General features: G+C 69.1%; 12 protein-coding genes and 4 pseudogenes. 7 read left to right on the top strand and 9 right to left on the bottom strand.

All coding sequences use genetic code 11. From position 1 onward, the window contains the following. The first annotated feature begins 114 nt into the window (after positions 1-114). A complete protein-coding gene (locus tag ABFB10_RS16060; protein WP_347167274.1) occupies positions 115-1095 on the top strand; it encodes a YihY/virulence factor BrkB family protein in 981 nt (326 codons plus the stop codon). Positions 1096-1278: 183 nt separating this feature from the next. Here the strand turns inward: ABFB10_RS16060 and mraY are convergent, their stop codons facing one another. From mraY to ABFB10_RS16025, 7 genes and pseudogenes are all read right to left on the bottom strand, one after another. Continuing rightward, positions 1279-2361 (bottom strand): phospho-N-acetylmuramoyl-pentapeptide-transferase, encoded by a 1083-nt coding sequence (gene mraY / locus ABFB10_RS16055; RefSeq protein ID WP_347167273.1) that lies wholly within the window; start codon positions 2359-2361, stop codon positions 1279-1281. A 9-nt stretch (positions 2362-2370) separates the two neighbouring features. After that, complete coding sequence (locus ABFB10_RS16050; RefSeq protein ID WP_347167272.1) at positions 2371-3816, bottom strand: UDP-N-acetylmuramoyl-tripeptide--D-alanyl-D-alanine ligase; 1446 nt, start codon at positions 3814-3816, stop codon at positions 2371-2373. Beyond that, positions 3813-5286, bottom strand: a pseudogene (locus tag ABFB10_RS16045) (UDP-N-acetylmuramoyl-L-alanyl-D-glutamate--2,6-diaminopimelate ligase). The gene ABFB10_RS16050 and the pseudogene ABFB10_RS16045 overlap by 4 nt, the downstream one beginning before the upstream one ends. Before the next feature lie 288 nt (positions 5287-5574). Continuing rightward, positions 5575-7372 (bottom strand): annotated as a pseudogene (locus ABFB10_RS16040) (peptidoglycan D,D-transpeptidase FtsI family protein). Continuing rightward, the gene (gene ftsL / locus ABFB10_RS16035; protein ID WP_347167271.1) at positions 7369-7716 is read right to left on the bottom strand and encodes a cell division protein FtsL; all 348 of its coding nucleotides are present in this window, start codon (positions 7714-7716) and stop codon (positions 7369-7371) included. Before ftsL ends, ABFB10_RS16040 begins: the two are co-directional and overlap by 4 nt. Before the next feature lies 1 nt (position 7717). Beyond that, positions 7718-8702 (bottom strand): annotated as a pseudogene (gene rsmH, locus ABFB10_RS16030) (16S rRNA (cytosine(1402)-N(4))-methyltransferase RsmH). A 2-nt stretch (positions 8703-8704) separates the two neighbouring features. Beyond that, positions 8705-9148, bottom strand: a complete 444-nt coding sequence (locus ABFB10_RS16025; RefSeq protein ID WP_347167270.1) for a division/cell wall cluster transcriptional repressor MraZ — start codon at positions 9146-9148, stop codon at positions 8705-8707. Positions 9149-10058: 910 nt separating this feature from the next. On the opposite strand from ABFB10_RS16025, the gene ABFB10_RS16020 reads away from it, so the two are divergent. From ABFB10_RS16020 to ABFB10_RS16005, 4 genes and pseudogenes are all read left to right on the top strand, one after another. Next, positions 10059-10862, top strand: coding sequence for a TatD family hydrolase (locus ABFB10_RS16020; protein ID WP_347167269.1), 804 nt, complete (start codon positions 10059-10061; stop codon positions 10860-10862). A gap of 58 nt (positions 10863-10920) precedes the next feature. Continuing rightward, positions 10921-11721, top strand: coding sequence for an MBL fold metallo-hydrolase (locus ABFB10_RS16015; RefSeq protein ID WP_347167268.1), 801 nt, complete (start codon positions 10921-10923; stop codon positions 11719-11721). A 263-nt stretch (positions 11722-11984) separates the two neighbouring features. Beyond that, entirely contained in the window at positions 11985-12920 is a 936-nt protein-coding gene (locus ABFB10_RS16010; protein WP_347167267.1) for an AEC family transporter, read from the top strand. Between the two features lie 439 nt (positions 12921-13359). Further along, positions 13360-14290: pseudogene (locus ABFB10_RS16005) on the top strand (DMT family transporter). Positions 14291-14375: 85 nt separating this feature from the next. Here the strand turns inward: ABFB10_RS16005 and ABFB10_RS16000 are convergent. Together ABFB10_RS16000 and ABFB10_RS15995 are read right to left on the bottom strand one after the other, a co-directional pair. After that, complete coding sequence (locus tag ABFB10_RS16000; protein WP_347167266.1) at positions 14376-15044, bottom strand: thiamine diphosphokinase; 669 nt, start codon at positions 15042-15044, stop codon at positions 14376-14378. A gap of 6 nt (positions 15045-15050) precedes the next feature. Beyond that, the gene (locus ABFB10_RS15995) at positions 15051-15392 is read right to left on the bottom strand and encodes a hypothetical protein (RefSeq protein ID WP_347167265.1); all 342 of its coding nucleotides are present in this window, start codon (positions 15390-15392) and stop codon (positions 15051-15053) included. 388 nt (positions 15393-15780) lie between these two features. Here ABFB10_RS15995 and ABFB10_RS15990 point away from each other — a divergent pair, with 388 nt between their 5' ends. Both ABFB10_RS15990 and secG read left to right on the top strand, forming a co-directional pair. Continuing rightward, the gene (locus ABFB10_RS15990; protein WP_347167264.1) at positions 15781-17754 is read left to right on the top strand and encodes a hypothetical protein; all 1974 of its coding nucleotides are present in this window, start codon (positions 15781-15783) and stop codon (positions 17752-17754) included. 235 nt (positions 17755-17989) lie between these two features. Beyond that, positions 17990-18361: a preprotein translocase subunit SecG gene (gene secG / locus ABFB10_RS15985; protein ID WP_206566601.1), complete on the top strand. Its 372-nt coding sequence runs from the start codon at positions 17990-17992 to the stop codon at positions 18359-18361. Positions 18362-18535: the final 174 nt, after the last annotated feature.

Below are 18535 nucleotides of genomic sequence, written 5' to 3'. Positions count from 1 at the left end.
GAAATGCCCCGGCACGCGCCCCTTGCTCGCCCGGGGCCTTTACCCCGCGGCGTCTTGCATCATATGGACCGGCAAAACCCTGCCGACCGCGAAACGGGAGATCCCCCCGAGCCGATGACCACAACCTCCCGCCCATTCCTGCGCCGCACGCGTTCGCCACGGGACATGACCGGGACCCGCGCCTATGGCCCCCGGAACCTGCCGCTGAAGGCCTGGCTCCGCGCCTTCTGGCGGCTGCCGGGGCGGGTCGCGGAGGATCGAATCACCCTGATCGCCGCCGGGGTGGCCTTCTACGGGCTGCTCTCGCTGTTCCCGGCGATCACCGCGATGATGGCGGTGGCGGGGCTGCTGTTCGATCCCAACGCGGTGACGGAAGAACTGCAAAGCGTCGCCCAGCTGATGCCCGAGAACGCGGCCACCATCGTGATGGATCAGGCGCGCGGCGTGGCGGGCAGCCACGAAAAGGGGCTGGGCCTTGCCGCGATCCTCGGGTTTGCGCTGGCGATCTGGTCGGCCTCGCGCGGGGTGGGCAGCCTGATGCAGGGCATCAACGTCGCCTTCGACAAGCGCGAGAGCCGCGGCTTCATCCGCCAGACCTTTGCGCAGCTCTTGCTGACGGTGGTCCTTGTGCTGGGCGTGGCCATGGGATTTGCCGCGACCATCGTGATCCCCACGGCGATGAAGTTCGTCCCCCTGGGCGACACCGAACAGCGCATCATCGACGCCCTGCGCTGGGGGGCCATGCTGGGCCTGTCGGTGGTCGGCGTGATGATCCTCTACCGCTACGCCCCGGACCGCGACCGCGCCCGCTGGCGCTGGCTGGTGCCGGGGGCGGTTCTGGCGACCGTCCTCTGGGTGATCGGCTGCGTGGGCTTCTCGCTCTACGTCGAGAACTTCGGCAACTACCAGCAGACCTTCGGCACGCTCACGGGCGTCGTGGTGCTGCTGCTCTGGCTCTGGCTTTCCGCGACGGTGCTCTTGGTCGGCGCGGAACTCAACGCCGCGCTGGATGCGGTCAACCGCGAGGCCGACCTGCCGCCGGATGCGCCTGAACAGCGCGAGAAATCCCCCGAGGCGATCCCCACGGACAGCTGACCCCGTCGGTCAGACAGGACAAGACCCGCTGCGCGGGCCTGCGAGAGGCTCTGCCTCTCGCGCTCTCCGAGGTATTTTCGGACCAAAGAAGGAGGGGCCTTACACCGCTTCTTCTGTCTGGAAATATCCTGGGGGAGCGAGCGCAGCGAGCGGGGGCAAAGCCCCCACCCCGTCGGCGCTTCTTCAGCGGACCTTCAGCGTCGCCAGACCGATGATCGCCAGGATCAGCGAGATGATCCAGAAGCGGATCACGATAGTCGGTTCGGCCCAGCCCTTCTTTTCGTAGTGGTGATGGATCGGCGCCATCAGGAAGACCCGCTTGCCGGTGCGCTTGAAGTAGAGCACCTGGATGATCACCGACAGGGCCTCGACCACGAAGAGCCCGCCGACGATGCCCAGCACGATCTCGTGCTTGGTCGCCACCGCAATGGCCCCCAGCGCGCCGCCCAGGGCCAGCGATCCGGTGTCGCCCATGAAGACCGCCGCGGGTGGTGCATTGTACCACAGGAACCCCAGCCCGCCGCCGACCACGCCCGCCGCGAAGACCAGGATCTCGCCCGTCCCCGGCACGTAGTGCACGTCGAGGTATTCGGTAAAGTCGACGCGGCCCACCGCATAGGCGATGATCCCCAGCGTCGAGGTCGCGATCATCACCGGCATGATCGCCAGCCCGTCCAGCCCGTCGGTCAGGTTCACCGCGTTGGCGGCGCCGACGATCACGATCATCGCGAAGGGGATGAACAGGAACGACAGGTTGATGAGCGTGTTCTTGAAGATCGGCAAGGCCAGCTGGTAGGTCAGCTCGTCCGGGTGGTACTGCGCCGCCCAGAAGCCCGCGATCCCGGCAATGATGAAGCCCAGCAGCAGCCGTGTCTTGCCGGAGACCCCGGCGGTGTTCTGCTTGGACACCTTGGCGTAATCGTCGGCAAAGCCGATGGCCGCATAGGCAATGGTCACGAAGAGCACCATCCAGACAAAGGCATTGTCCAGCCGCGCCCAGAGCAGTGTCGAGGTCACCAGCGCGCCGATGATCAGCAGCCCGCCCATGGTCGGCGTGCCGGCCTTGACGAAATGCCCCTCGGGCCCGTCGCTGCGGATCGGCTGCCCCTTGCCCTGCCGCTTGCGCAGCACGTTGATCAGCGGCAGCCCGAAGAGGAAGCCGAAGACCAGCGCCGTCAGAAAGGCGCCGCCCGCGCGAAAGGTGATGTAGCGAAACAGGTTGAAGGCATCGCCGCCGTCGCTCAGTTCGGCCAACCAGTACAGCATTCCACGCTCCTAAACGTCCAGTTCGATCTCGGGGCTCGCCGGGGCCTTGCTCAGCCGCCGGATGGCATCGACCACGCGCCCGATGCCCATCGACAGCGAACCCTTGGCCAGCACCACGTCCCCCGCATCCAGATCGCGCGCCACCCGGCCCGCCATCGTCTCTGCGGTTTCCGTCCAGTGGCCGCGCTTGCCCTCGGGCAGGGCCAGCCAGAGCGCCCGCATCAGCGGCCCGACACAATGCACGATGTCGATGGGCCCCATGGCGGACAGCCCCGCCACCGCCTGATGCAGGGCGACCTCGTCGCTGCCCAGTTCCTTCATGTCGCCAAGGTAGGCGATCCGCCGCCCCTCGGAAAAGCGCCCCACCCCGTCCTTCGGCTCTGCCGCTGCCAGCACCTCCAGCGAGGCACCCAGCGAGGCCGGGTTGGCGTTATAGGCGTCGTCGATCAGCTCCACGCTCTGCCGCGCGTCCACCGGATCCAGCAGGATGCGCTCGCGCAGGCCCCGCCCGGCACCCGGGTGCCACTGCGCCAGCGCCGCCACGGCGCGCGCCCGGTCCAGTCCCAGCGCATGGGCCACCGCCAGCACGCCCAGCCCGTTCACCGCGAAATGCCGCCCCGGCACCATGACCTTGTAGAGGATCGGCGAGCGCCAGGCCCGCGCCTGCACCACCGTGCAACTGTCCAGAACCGAGACCTCGAGCGCGCGGTGATGCGCGCCGGGCTTCTCGCCGAAGGACAGCACGCGCTTGGCATGGGCCTTGGCCCCGGCGCGCAGGATCGGGCTGACGGCGAGGTCGGCGTTGTAGATCGCCGTCCCGCCCGGCTCGAGCCCTTCGAAGATCGCCGCCTTCTCGCGCGCGATCCCCTCGAGGTTGTCGAAGGCAGCAAGATGCGCGGGCGCGACGATGGTCACCAGGGCCACATGCGACCGCGCCATGCGGGCCAGCGGCGCGATCTCTCCGGGGTGGTTCATGCCGATCTCGATGACGGCGAAATCCGCGTCCGCGGGCATCCGCGCCAGCGTCAGCGGCACACCCCAGTGGTTGTTATAGCTCTTCTCGGCGGCATGCACGCTGCCCTGTTCGCCCAGAACCCTGCGCAGCATCTCCTTGGTCGAGGTTTTGCCGACCGAGCCGGTGACGGCGACCACACGGCCCTGGAACCGCTCCCGCGCCGCCTGACCCAAGGCCTCAAGACCGGCCTGCACATCCCTGACCACAAGGCATTTTCCGGGGTCGACGCCCTCGGGAACCCGGGACACCAGCGCCGCCGCCGCGCCGTTTTCCAGCGCCTGCGCGACAAAGTCATGCCCGTCGCGCGCCGCCTTCAGGGCGACGAAGAGATCGCCCTTCGCAATCGTGCGCGTGTCGATCGACACGCCCCGCGCCTGCCAGTCGCCGGCAACCCTGCCACCGGTGGCCGCAGCCGCCTCCTGCGCCGTCCAGAGCATCACGAGCCCTTCCCGTCCAGCGCCGCCACCGCGACGCTTGCCTGTTCCGCATCGTCGAAGGGATAGACCGTGTCGCCGACGATCTGCCCGCTCTCGTGGCCCTTGCCGCAGATCAGCAGGGCATCGCCCGGCCCCAGCGCATCGACGCCGCGCAGGATCGCCTCGGCGCGGTCCGCCACCTCGATGGCCTCGGGCGCGCCCGCCATGACGGCGGCGCGGATAGCAGCCGGATCTTCCGAGCGCGGGTTGTCGTCGGTCACGATCACCGTATCGGCGTGATCCGCCGCCGCCTGCCCCATCAGGGGTCGCTTGCCGGTATCGCGGTCGCCGCCAGCGCCGACGATGGCCACCAGCCGCCCCATCACATGCGGGCGCAGCGCCTGAATGGCGGTCGCCACCGCATCGGGCGTATGGGCGTAATCGACGAAGACCGCCGCGCCGTTGTCGCGCGTTGCGGCCAGTTGCATCCGCCCGCGCACGGTGCCCAGCAGCGGCAGCACGTCGAAGACATCCTCGGGGTCGCCGCCGCAGGCGATCACCAGACCGGCGGCCAGCAGCACGTTTTCCGCACTGGAAGCCGCCGATCAGCCCCAGCCGCTCCTGCCGGACGATGCCCTCGAAGCTCAGCCGGATCTCCTGCCCGGTGGCATCGAAGCGCTGCGCCTCAAGGCAGAGGTCCGCCGCCTCGCGGCCCACGGTCAGCACCGCCTGCCCGCGCGCCTTGGCGATGGCCAGCATGTCCACCCCGCGCGCATCGTCGATGTTGATCACCGCCGTGCCGTCCTCGGACAGCACCCGCGCGAACAGCCCCGCCTTGGCGGCGAAATAGTCGTCGAAGCTGGTGTGGTAATCCAGATGGTCCTGCGTGAAATTGGTGAAGCCCGCCGCCGCCAGCGTCACCCCGTCCAGCCGCCGCTGCGCCAGCCCGTGCGAAGAGGCCTCCATCGCCGCATGGGTCACAGAGGCCTCCGCCGCCCCGGCCAGCATCCGGTGCAGCGTGATCGGCTCGGGCGTGGTATGGCGCAGCGGCGCCTGCCAGTCGCCCTCGACGCCGGTGGTGCCAAGGTTCACCGCGCGCAGGCCCAGTTCCTGCCAGATCTGCCGCACGAAGGTCGAGACCGAGGTCTTGCCGTTGGTGCCGGTCACCGCCACCACCGTGTCGGGCTGGGTGCCGAACCACAGGGCCGCAGTATAGGCCAGGGCCTGCCGCGGATCCTCGGCGATGACCAGCGCCACCTCGGACCCGGCCAGCGCCTCTGCCGCCATCTTCGCGCCCGCCGCATCGGTCAGCACCGCCGCCGCCCCCGCCTCCAGCGCCGTGGCGATGAAGGCGGCGCCATGCACCTTGACCCCCGGCAGCGCCGCAAACAGGGCGCCCTCCGTCACCTCGCGGCTGTCCACCGTCAGCCCGGTCACCCGCGCCTCTCGCCCGCCACGCGCGCGCAGGCCCAGCTCGGACAGGCTCTTGGTCATGGTCTTGCGGTCCGGCGCCATCTGGAAAGGCTCCCCGGCTTCTTCTTGGTCCAAATACCTCACGCGACGCGGGCCAAAGGCGCCCCGGTCGCGCAGGTTCACTGCGCCCCAATGCCCCGTTAAGGCCCCCGGGCGCAAGTCCGTTCCGGCGACGTCCCACCGTCAGCGGGCCCGGACCGGCGGCGCGGCGCGCACCGCGCCTGCGCCGGTTCAATCGGGGGGCGCCTCGCCGGTCCGCACCCCCATCGTCGGAGGGCGGGCCGGTACAGGCCGCCGTGCCGCGCCCGCTCAGTCAGAGGCCGAGGTGCTGGTCAGCAGCGGCATCTCCCTGTAGTCCGGGTGCACACCCAGCAGCGGCGCGACGCGCCTGATCATCTCTGCCGCCACCGGCACCGCCGTCCAGCCCGCGGTGCGGCGCGGCTTGGGGCCCGAGGTCTCCACCGGCTCATCCAGCATCACCACCAGCACGTATTTCGGGTCATGGGCCGGAAACAGCGAGGCGAAGGTGGTGATCGTCTTGTCCTTGTAATAGCCGCTGCCGCCCTCCTTGGGCTTGTCCGCCGTGCCGGTCTTGCCGCCGACGTGATAGCCCGGCACCCGGGCGAAGCTGGCGGTGCCCTCGGGGTGGCTGACCACCAGCCGCAGCATCCGCCGGGCATGGTTCGCCACATCCTCGCGCATGACGCGGCCGCCCGCCTGCGGGGCGGATTGCTTCAGCAGCGTCGGCTTCACGTAGCGCCCGCCGTTTGCGATGGCCGCGTAGCCCGCCGCCAGATGCACCGGCGTCGTCGACATGCCGTGGCCGTAGGACACCGTGACCGTCGACAGATCGGTCCAGCGCTTGGGCAGCAGGGGCGCGCCGCCCGCTGCCTCGACCATCTCGATCGGCGGTGCCGCGAACAGCCCCAGCGACTTCAGGAACTCCTGCTGCCGGGCCGCCCCGATGGCCAGTGGCCAGCTTGCCGGTCCCCCGGTTCGAAGATTTCACCATGATCTTCTCGACCGTGAGGGTCTTGTAGTTCTTGTTGCCGAACTCGCCGATGCGGTGACCGCCGACCTTCAGGGGCGGGCTGGTGTCGATCAGCGTATCGGGGCCGACCAGACCCAGCTCCATCGCCTGTGCGGCGGCGAAGATCTTGTAGGTCGAGCCCAGCTCGTAGACCCCCTGCACCGCGCGGTTGAACAGCGGGCTGTCCGAGGGGCTGCCCTGAACCAGCGGGTTGGGCCGGTCGTTCGGATCGAAATCGGGCAGAGAGACCATCGAGAGGATCTCGCCGGTCTCGACGTCCATCAGCACGCTGGCCGCGCCCTTGGCATTCATCAGGTTCATGCCCGCGTCGAGGATTTCCTCGGAGGCCGCCTGCACCGTCATGTCGATGGACAGCGCCAGCGGCTGGCCCTCGCGCGCCGGGTCGCGCAGGGCCTCGTCGAAGTATTTCTCGATGCCCGCGGTGCCGATCACCTCGGCGGAATGCACCCCCTCTTCACCGAAGGAGGCGCCGCCAAGGATGTGCGAGGCCAGGGCGCCGTTGGGATAAAGCCGCATCTCGCGCGGGCCGAACAGCAGCCCCGGCTCGCCGATGTCATGCACCGCCTGCATCTGCTCGGGGCTGATCTTCTTGCGGATCCACAGGAACTTGCGCTTCGGATCCTCGAAACGCTTCAGCAGGCGCGGGCCGTCGAGATCGGGGAAGATCTTGACCAGCTCCTCGACCGCGCGGGCCTTCTGGTAGATCTGGCCCGGATGCGCATAAAGCGAATGCGTCGACATGTTGGTGGCCAGAAGCCGCCCCTGCCGGTCGACGATGTCGGCGCGGCTGGCGATGATCGAGTTGCCCGAGGTCGCGGCGCGCGGCTCTGACGGTTCGGAAGCCGAGAGCATGCCCATGCGGGCGCCGACCACGCCGAAGGCCCCGAAGAACATCACCGCCAGCACCAGCAGGCGACCCTCTGCCCGCATCCGCGCCCGGTCGCGCATCTGCTCGTGACGGATGCGCCGGTTCTCGCGCTCGATGGCGTCGGGGTTCTCGCCCCTCTGGCGGGCTTCGAGGATGCGCGCCAGCGGGCGCAGCGGTGTGCGGGTCATGGCTGCTGTGCTCCTGCGCTGGTGACGTCGATCGGCTCTGTCAGGTCGATCACGTCCGGGATCGGTTCCGGCACATTGGCGATCAGGTCGAACTGGTCGGGAAGCAGCGGCAGCAGGCCCAGACGGTCGAAGTTCAGCTCGGCGAGGTCGCTCAGCCGGTCGGGGCGGTTCAGGTAGGCCCATTCCGCCTTCAGGATAGCCACGCGTTCGCGCGCCGCGCCGATCTCGCGGCGCAGGCTGTCCACGCGGTCCAGCTCTGCCTGCGTGCTGTAGTTCTCATGGTAGGCCCAGTAGCCCGACCCGATCACCGCAAGGGCCGCCAGAATGAACAGGACGCTGCGCATGTTATCTCCTTTTCAATCCGAGGCTGGGCATGTCGATCTCGGCAGAGGCGATCTCTTCGACCGGCAGGCCGGTGCGCTCCGCCACCCGCAGCTTGGCCGAGCGCGCGCGCGGGTTGCGCGCCAGCTCGTCCGCACGCGGGCCGACGGCCTTGCGGGTCAGGATGCGGAAGGGCGCGGTCTCTTCCGGGGCGCTGTCGGCGTAGCGGTTGACGCGGGTCTTGCGCTCTCCGTGGGCCTGGAAGAAGCGTTTCACCATCCGGTCCTCGATGGAATGGAAGGTCACGACGGCCAGCCGCCCGCCGGGCTTCAGCGCGCGCTCGGCGGCCATGAGCCCCTGCCACAGCGCCTCGTACTCGCCGTTCACCGCGATCCGCAGCGCCTGGAACGAGCGTGTTGCGGCATGGGCCTGCCCCGGCTTGGTGCGCCCGATGGCACGCTCGATCACCTCGGCCAGGGCCAGCGTGGTGGTGAAGGGCCGGTGTTCGACGATGCGCCGCGCGATCCGCCGGGATTGCCGCTCTTCCCCGAAGATATAGAGGATATCGGCCAGCTCGCCTTCCTCGGCATTGTTGACCACATCCGCCGCCGTCGGCCCCTCCTGCCCCATGCGCATGTCGAGCGGCCCCTCCTTCATGAAGGAAAAGCCCCGCTCTGCCCGGTCCAGTTGCATCGACGAGACGCCGAGATCCAGCACCACGCCGTCGACGCCCTGCCCATGGGCATCCATATTGGCAAAGTTGTCCTGCACAAGCGTCAGCCGGTCGCCCCAGTGCCGGGGCCCAGTCGGCGGCCATCTCATGTGCCAGCGGGTCGCGGTCGATGCCGATCACCCGATCCGCACCGGCCTGCAGCAGGCCGCACGTGTAGCCGCCCGCCCCCAGCGTGCCGTCGATCCATGTGCCCGCCACCGGCGCCACGGCTTCAAGCAGCGGCTCCAGCAGGACGGGGACGTGGTCTGCGCGTGCGGTATCGTCAGCGCCCGCCATATCTATTCTTCCCGGGATTTATTAAGCAATTGCAGAGGATTGCGCGGCACATCCGTCTTCATCTGGGCTGTGCGGCGGGCCTTTTCGGCATCATAGGCCTCGGCATCCCAGATGCGGAACCGGTTCAGCGAGGCAACCATCATCGCCTCGGACCCGATGCCGAACTGCTCGCGCAGCTTGGCCGGGATCACGATGCGACCGGTGTTGTCGACATTGGCCTCGGAGGCGTTCGACGAATAGATCTCCTCAAGCAGATCGCGCTCGTCGCCGTAATCCATTGCCTCGATCTGCTCTTCGATGCTTTCGATCTCATCGATCGTGAAGCACTCGATATACGGGGCATCGGGGATGCCGTAGACCATGACGAAGTTGGGCAGGGCCTTTTCGGCGGTGCATTCCGGGTCACCGGCGCGCAGGACATCGCGAAACGAGGACGGGATAGACACCCTGCCCTTGCTGTCGACCTTGTGCCGACTTTCGCCCCTGAACCTCAGCCTGCGGCCCACTGTCCCTCCGGCCTCCGTTGCCCCCTTGAAACGTAAAAGCGGCGGGTTGATCAGCTGCCATTGATCAACCCGCCGCGTGACCCGCTAAGCGGGTGTCTCCGACTGCGCGCGCCACCTGGGGGGATGTCTGCTCGCCCGCGCGCCGGATCCTTTGTTGTCATCGAAAGAGAGGCGGATGCCTGTATGAAACCTGCTCTTTTTTTATTCTGGTGTTCGGTGCGGGGCTTGTTTTCTTGTCCCCGTGTCCGTCCCTCTTCCGATGAACTAGGGATGCCATGGGAATTCATGGGTGACAACAGTTTTCTTTACCATCAAGCCACTATCCGTTGTTTCACTGTGGCGCAAAAATCAACATCTTGCGGTCAATTTATCCACAGAAACACTATAAAATGTGCGGTAACGGGCACGTTATGCCTAGATGTTGACACCTTCTCTCGTCGAAAAAAAGTTCCATGATTTCCCAAACAAGTCCGAAATCAGGCCTCGCGCCCCTCGATCACGGCGAAATTTCAGCGGAGCTTACCGGCTTATCCACAGGAATTCACGCAAATCCGACGAGAACGAATCGGATCGGCGCCGATCTGCCGGCCCGAAAACCGGGCGGCTGCAGCCCCGGACCATAAATTCCCATGCCTCGCCGGACGGGCATTCCCATGAAATCCCGCAGCGCCGCGGCTGTCCGTCCCATGCCGTCCCGCGCGCAACCCGTCCCGCCCCGCCCCTCCGGCGCCGGTGACGGGCCGGGGCCCGGACCGGACGCCGCCCCCGCGCGATCCGCCACATGGGCAAACCGCCCCGGCTTGCACTTCCTTCGGGTATCCCCGATACCCGGACCAATGAAGGAGCGGACATGACCGAAAGCCCCGTCACCGACAGCCACTGCCACCTCGACTTCCCGGACTTCGACGCGGAACGCGCCGAGGTGATCGACCGCGCGCTTGCGGCGGGCGTCCACCGCATGGTCACGATCTGCACGCGCCTGCGCGCGGAACCGCAGGTGCGGGCCATCGCAGAGGCGCATGCGCCGGTCTTCTACGCGGCGGGCACCCACCCGATGAGCGTCGCCGAAGAGCCCATGGCCACGGTCGACCAGCTTGTTGCCCTGTCGCAGCACCCCAAGTTCGTCGGCATCGGAGAGACCGGCCTCGACTACCACTACACCTCGGACAGCGCCGAGGCGCAGAAGGTCTCGCTGAAGATGCATATCGCGGCGGCGCAGGAAACCGGGCTGCCGCTGATCATCCACGCCCGCGACGCCGACGAGGACATGGCGGCGATCCTGACGGAAGCCTACCGCGCGCGGCCCTATACCTGCGTGATGCACTGTTTCTCCTCCTCCGCGGCGCTGGCGCGCGCGGCGCTCGACCTGGGGTTCTACCTGTCGATGTCGGGGATCGGGGCCTTTCCCCGCTCGAAAGAGCTGCGCGCGATCTTTGCCGAGGCGCCGCGCGACCGCATCCTCGTCGAGACCGACAGCCCCTATCTCGCGCCCCCGCCCCATCGCGGCAAACGCAACGAACCGGCCTATGTGGTGCATACGGCGCGGGTGGCGGCAGAGACGCTGGGGCTCGACTTCCCGGCCTTCGCCCGACAGAGCGAGGAGAACTTCGAACGCCTCTTCTCCAAGGCCGCCGCATGGAGCGTCCCGGCATGATCCGCCACACCGGCCTGGCCGATTGCCCCGCCCCCGCCCAAGACCGAAGGCTCCGCCGATGACCGCCACGCTGCGCTTCACCATCCTCGGCTGCGGATCCTCGGGCGGCGTGCCCCGCCTCGGCGGCCATTGGGGCGATTGCGACCCGGAGAACCCGAAGAACCGCCGCCGCCGCTGCGCGCTGCTGGTCGAACGGGAAACCGGCGCGGGCACGACCCGCGTGCTGATCGACACCGGCCCGGACATGCGCGCGCAGCTGCTGGACGCCGGGGTCGGGCATCTCGATGCGGTGGCCTGGACCCATGCCCATGCCGACCACGTCCACGGCCTCGACGATCTGCGCCAGATCGTCTTCAACACAAGCGAGCGCCTGAACGTCTGGGCGGATGGCGATACCCAGACCAGCCTGCTGTCGCGCTTCGGCTATGCCTTCGTGCAGCCCGAAGGCTCGCCCTATCCGCCGATCCTGAACCTGCACACCATCGACGGCCCCTTCACCGTCGAGGGCGCGGGCGGGCCGGTGACCCTGACCCCGTTCGAGGTGAACCACGGCAGCATCGACGCACTGGGGTTCCGCATCGCCGATCTGGCCTACCTGCCGGACGTGGCAAAGATGTCCGACGCGGCCTGGCCGCATCTGGAAAACCTCGACTGCTGGATCCTCGACGCCCTGCGCCGCAAGCCGCACCCCACCCACGCGCACCTCGACCTCGCGCTGGAGTGGATCACCCGCGCCGCGCCGCGCCGTGCCGTGCTGACCAATATGCACATCGACCTCGATTACGCGACCGTGGAGGCCGAGACCCCCACCAATGTCACCCCCGCCTACGACGGCATGGTGCTGAGCTATGCGGACTGACCTGCTGACAGCCCCCGGCGCGCCAAGATGCCGCGCCCCCCGGCCCGACCGGACGCCCCCAGCGCGCCAAGGGACAGAGATCGCAAGGCCCCGCCCCCGAAACACAGGCAGCCGAAGCCTGCCCCCCGCCCGCCGCCCCCTCCGGTACGGCGCAGACGGCCCCGCGAAGGCACAGCCCATGTTTCTTCTTGGCCCAAATACCTCTTTACCCGATGTCCAACCGCGCGCCGCCAGCCCGGACATACAGCCAAGGGCCTTCCCCCATGCAGGGGCTGATCGACGTCATCCTCCCGGTCTTCCTGGTGATCGGGGCGGGCTATTTCGCGGTCTGGCGCCGCATCGTCTCGGACGCGGCGGTGGACGGCATCATGGCCTATGCCACCGGCTTCGCGGTTCCCTGCCTGCTCTTCCGGGCCATTTCCAACCTGCACCTCGAAGAGGCCTTCGATCCCTGGATCCTGATCAGCTTCTACAGCGGTTCCGTCGCCGCCTTCGCCGCCGGGCTGCTGGGGGCGCGCTATGCCTTCACGCGTTCCTCGGAGGATTCGGTGGCCATCGGCTTCTGCTGCCTCTTCGCCAACTCTCTGCTCATGGGGCTGGCCATCACCGAACGCGCCTATGGCCCGGACGCGCTGCAGGCCAATTACCTGATCGTCTCGATCCACGCCCCGCTGTGCTACGCCATCGGCATCACGGCGATGGAACTGGTGCGCGCGAAGGCCTCGGGCGCCTCGCTACGCCACCTGCCCGCCAAGGTCGACCGCGCGATCTTCCGCAATGCGCTGGTGATCGGCATTCTGCTCGGGGCGCTGGCGAATCTCTCGGGCCTGTCCCTGCCCGGCCCGGTCGCAGAGGCGCTGGACATGGTGGTGCGCACGGCGCTGCCGGTGGCGCTTTTCGCCATCGGCGGGGTGCTGTGCCGCTACAAGCCCGAGGGCGACACGCGGGTGATCGCCATGGTCTGCGTGATATCGCTGCTGATGCACCCGGCGATCACATGGGGGATGGGATCGCTGACCGGCATCTCGACAGAGGCCTTCCGCTCGGCGGTGCTGACCGCCTCCATGGCACCGGGCGTGAACGCCTATGTCTTCGCCAACATGTACGGCACCGCCAAGCGTGTCGCGGCGACAAGCGTGCTGGTGGCCACCGGACTGTCGGTCGCCACCGCCTGGCTCTGGCTGACGCTGTTGCCGTAGCGGGACGGCCCCGCCCTCGCGCGCCGAAGCGGTCGGGACAGCCCCGCGACACGGGCTGACAGCCAGCGCCCCTCCCGTCTCGCGGCGCTCTGAAACGATCGCCGCCCCCGCCGGGTCCGCGAAGCGGCGCGAAAATGCGCCTGTCCGACACCGCTTTCCCCGCCCAGCCCCCCCGAAGAGCCCCGCCTTCACTTCAAGACAACCTGACAGGCTGGCGGCTGGCCAGACCGACCCACTGGTGTTCTCAGACCGCTTGCCAATCTCTCCTCAAACGAAGGAACCCGGGTCCGTTCACCTCGCCCCACAGCCGGGTCCGGGGACAAGCCCCCGCCCGCATCCCCCACGGGACGGTGGGCGGGGCGAGGTCGCGCGCAGCGAGACCAGCGCCCGCCCCCGTCCGCGCTGGACGCCGCTCCGATCCCTCCCTAGGCTCCGCGCCATGGCTACGGATCGTCCCCTTCTCGGTATCGCCCTCATGCTGGGCTTCTGCATGCTGGCCCCGCTGGGCGACGCGCTGGCGAAACTGCTGGGACCCGAGATGGCCGTGGGACAACTGGTCTTCCTGCGCTTCGCCTTTCAGGCCGGGCTGCTGCTGCCCCTGGCCCTGCTGACCCGGCGCCCCCTGCGCATGACCCGCCGCGTCGCCGCCCTCGTGGCGCTGCGCACGATCCTGCACATCCTCGGCATCGGGCTGGTCTTCACCGCCCTGCTCTACCTGCCGCTCGCCGATGCCATCGCCATCGCCTATGTCATGCCCTTCATCGCGCTTCTGCTGGGGCACTGGATCTTCGGCGAAACAGTCGGGCCCCGCCGCCTGATCGCCTGTGCCGTGGGTTTCGCGGGCACGCTGATGGTCGTGCAGCCCGCCTTCGCCGAGGTCGGCTGGCCCGCGCTGCTGCCGCTGGGCGTGGCCCTCGGTCTTCGCGCTCTTCATGCTGACCACCCGCGCCATCGCCCCCAGCACCGATGCGATTGCCATGCAGGCGGTCTCGGCGCTCTTGGCGCTGGCGCTGACCGGCCCCGCGCTGCTTCTGTTTAGCGACGCGCCGGGCCTCGGCTGGACCGCGCCCTCGGCCCGCGGCTGGGGCCTGATTGCCGCCATGGGCTGCGCCGGCACCTTCGCCCACCTGCTGATGACATGGTCGCTGCGCTACGCCCCAACGGCAACGCTCGCGCCCATGCAATACCTCGAGATCCCCTTCGCCACCGCCATCGGCCTGCTGCTCTTCGACGACCTGCCCGGGCCGCTCGCCACGCTGGGCATCGCCGTCACCATGGGCTCGGGCCTCTACGTGATCCTCCGAGAGCACCGCGACGCCCGCGCCCGCCCGGTGCCCAAGCCGATCCACAGCGGCACCCCGCCGGCCTGAGCCGCCCCCGGCGGCGCCGCCAGCACCGGTCCCGCGCGCGCCCCCCGCAGGGAATCGCGCCCTCGGACCCAACCCCGGCCCGCCGTCACCAACCCGGCGCCCTCTCCAGCCCGGCCAGCAGGGCGTCGAGGCAATCGACCGGCAGAATCAGCAGCATCAGCGGCGCCTCCAGCGTCAGCGTCACCGGTCCAAGCGCCTCGTTCGAGGTTCCGCCCTGCACGGCGGGCGCGAAGTCGAGGCCGTCAATCGGCCAGCGCAGCCCCTCGGAGCGCCCCCGCACCGGCCCCATGGGAAAGAGCGAGACCCGCTCTCCCGCCGGAAGATCCAGCGCCAGCCGGGGCGGGCAGAGGCAGACCACATCCTCGGCCCCCACCAGCACGCAGCGCTGCGCCGCGCGCCGGACAAGCACGATCATCGCCGCAAGCTGATGGTCCAGCCGCTTGCCGAGAAAGCCGTGGCCCAGAACCAAGGGTGCCGCAATGGAACGCAGCCCCTTGTCGAAATCGGTGCTGTCCTGTTCGGATATCTCGTGCAGGACATGCGCCGGAATCCGCGCCCGTATCTCCGGGCGCAGCGAATCCATGTCCCCGATCACCGCGTCCGGCGTCCGGCCCGCCGCCAGAACCGCCTCTGTCCCGCCATCGGCGGCCACGACCACGCGCCCGGTCATCGCGGCTTTCAAGGCCGGCAGATGGCAGGCGCCACCCCCGACCAGGACAACCGTCTCCGGACTTTCTACAATCTTATCATTCATGGCGAATTAATGGCGCTTTGGGAAACCGACCACAATCAGGTCACGAAATGATACCCTTCGGGGCACAGATTCGGTCGGCTTTCGTCCCGGTGACCGGTGTAAACACTTTGTTGCAAAACGAATGAAAGTGAGCAGCACATGGTGAGTTCGAGCAAGATCCTGACGGTGTCCTACGGCACCTTCTCGTGCACCGCCGAAGGGTTCGACGACCCGCTCGCCGTGGTCAAGGATACCACGCAGTTCTTTCGCGGCGTCGTCGGTGAAGATCGCTTCTTTGGCGCCGAGCCCCCGCAATTCGACCCCGAGCTGGCGACGGAACTGATGCGCGAGCAGCTGGGCACGACCCATGGCGCGGGCACCGTGTCGCTGGGCCGGCCCGGCGCCGCCTCTTCCGGCGCGATGAGCGCCGCGCTCTCGGCCGGTCCCGCCCGCACCCGGGCCGAGGCCCCCGCCCTGCCCGACGACGACACGATCGAGGCGACCGCCGTCCTGACGGAACGGCCGCTGACCGACGGCGGCCTGACCGCACCGCTGGCGCAGGATACCGCCCCGACCGCCGCGCCCCGACCCGATCCCGGCCTCGACGGGGCCCCGGCAGAGGGGCTGCGCGCCGATCCCGAAGCCCCGGCGCCGGTGACCGACACGGCCCCGGACGACGGGCTGACCCCGGCCCTCGACAGCGCCGATCTTGCAAAAACGTCACAGCAGCTGCGTGCGGACGACAGTGGCGCAACGGATGCCATTGCCCCCCGCCGACATGGTGGAAACCCCCGCAACCCCGGTCGGGGCTGCCACCCCGACCATGGTCCCCGAGGCACCGGCCTTGGAGGGGGACGCGCCTGCTCCGCGTCCCTCCGACCATGGGGGCATCGCCGCCAAGCTCGACCGGATTCGCGCCGTCGTGGCCGGGAACGCCGGTGCCCCCGTCGCGGCGGTGGCCGCCGCCGCGGGCCCGATGGGGGCCCAGTCCTTCATGCCCGAGACCCCGGCCCAGGAGGCATCCGACACCGACAGCCGCGAAGCGGACGAGGCCTCCGGCCCCGGCGACCAGGTCGACGATGCCGCGCTCTCGGCCCTGCTGACCGAGCTGGAAGCCGAGGACATGGGCACCGAGGTCGAAGAGACCGCCCTGAAAGCCACGGAAGAAACGGCGGAAGACGACGACGACAGCCGCTTCGCGGACAGCCTCGCCGGGCTGATGGCCGAGGAACGCGCCATGGCAGAGGGCACCGGCACTCTGGCCGGTGACGGCCCGGACGCCCCCGCCGCGGTGGCCGCATGGGATCGGGACGGCGAGGATGACCGCCAGCCCTTCGAATCCTTCGACGATGCAGAAATCTCCGACGCGGTGGCGCCCGCCGCGACGGTCGACGCCGAGAACGACGGGGATGACGCGGATGACGGCTTCGACGACGAAGCCCTCGCGCCCCGACCCGATGCCCCGCAGCGCACCGCAAACCCGATCCGCGCCCGCGTGGTGAAGGTCAAGCGCGCAGACTTCGAAAAGGCCGTCGCCTCGGGCACGCTGGAAGAGATCGAGGACGACAGGCCCGCGCCCGCCACGGGCAGCAGCCTCTCTGCCGAGGAAGAAGAGGAACTCGCCCGCGAACTCGCCGCCGTGAAGGCAGAGCTTTCCGCCGGTTTCGAAGACTGGGACGACGAGGACGAAGACACAGAGACCGCCAGCGCCAAGGACGCCGATGCGCATGCCGCTGCCGGTGACTGGGACGCGGACGATCTGGACGACGAGGCGGACGAAGACGACTTCGACGCCCGCCTGACCGGCACCGAACCGCTGCGCCTCGACAACCCCATTGCGCGGCCCGACCGCGACTGGGGCACCGATATCGACGCGCTCGACGCCCGGGCCTCTGCCGCCTTCGGCCAGGACCTGGCGCAGGACGAGGACGACGAGGACGCGGAGGACACCCCCCGTCCTGCCATCGACGAAGCGGTCCGCGACAGCGCCCGCAAGGCGGTGAAGATGGCCAGCCCCGCCCGCGCCATGCTGACAGAGCGCGAGGTCGCGGATCAGGACACCTCGCGGCTGATCGACCAGACCAACTCCGAGATGGACGAACCCGAGGGCAACCGCCGGCGCTCTGCCATCGCGCATCTGCGCGCCGCCGTCGCCGCGACCAAGGCCGACCGGCTGCTGGGCCGCAAGGCGCAGGCCGAGGACGAGGAAGAGGCCTATCGCGAAGATCTGGCCAGCGTCGTGCGCCCGCGCCGCCCGCAGGCGCCCGCCGAACGGACCGAGCGTCCCGCCCAGCCCGCAGCACCGCTGAAGCTGGTGGCCGAACAGCGGGTCGGGGAAGAGGCCGCGCCCGCCGCCACGCCGCAGACCGTGCCGATCCGCCCGCGCCGCGTGCGCCGGGTGGCCGACGCACCGTCCCCGCGCGACCTTGCCCGGTCCGAAGAGGCAGAGACCGGCTTCGCCGCATACGCCGAAAGCGTCGGCGCGGACGCCCTGCCCGAGCTGCTGGAAGCCGCCGCCGCCTACATGTCCTATGTCGAGGGACGCGACCAGTTCTCGCGCCCGCAGTTGATGACCACCGTCCGCCAGGCCGAGGCCACGGAATCGAGCCGCGAGGACCGGCTGCGCAGCTTCGGCCAGCTTCTGCGCGAGGGCAAGATCCGCAAGACCACCTCCGGCCGCTTCACCGCCTCGGACCGGATCAGCTTTCGCCCCGACCGCGAAGCGGTGTGACCGCCGCCGCCGCGCCCCGCCGGGCCGGCCCGTGACACCATGCCCCGCCCGCCGCCCGTGAACCGGGTCGGCGGGCGGGCGCTTTTCGGCGCAGCCGGAACAGAGCCGCCCCGGCCCGGCGGCACAGCGCCCGGCGCCGCGCCGCCCATCCCGCCACCGGGGCAATGCCCGCTTGCACCCCGCGGCCCGATCCCATACATCACCCCCGATACCTTCGACCGATGCACTGGGCCCCATGGAAAACGTCATCCTGATCATCCACCTTCTCCTTGCCCTCGGCCTGATCGGGGTCGTGCTGCTGCAACGATCCGAGGGCGGCGGCCTTGGCATGGGTGGCGGCGGCGGCGCCATGAGCGCCCGCAGCCAGGCCACGGCGCTCGGCAAGGTCACCTGGATCCTCGCCATAGCCTTCATCGTGACGTCGATCACCCTGACGATCTTCGCGGCGCGCAACGCCTCGGGTTCTTCGATCCTCGACCGGCTCGGCTCTGGCCCCGCCGCCGAGCAATCCGAGGACGCGGACGCCCCGGCGCTCGACTTCGAGCTTCCCCCGCCCTCCGCGGAGGAGGGCGATGCCGACGCGCCCCTGACACCGCGCGCCGACTGATCCACTAGACATGGCCTGAACATATCCGACCGCAACAGCATCTTGCGGTCGGCTGGACAAACCGTTCCGAATCCGATAAGCGTCAAATCCCGTGATGCTGCCGTCCTCAGGGCCGGCGGGATGGCAAGACATTGGCCCATGGTCCGACAGGAACCGGGTCAGAACACAGTCAGA

This window comes from Ponticoccus litoralis, assembly GCF_039769985.1.
Classification (GTDB): Bacteria; Pseudomonadota; Alphaproteobacteria; order Rhodobacterales; family Rhodobacteraceae; genus Ponticoccus; species Ponticoccus litoralis.
This window is presented reverse-complemented; position numbering and strand designations above follow the sequence as displayed.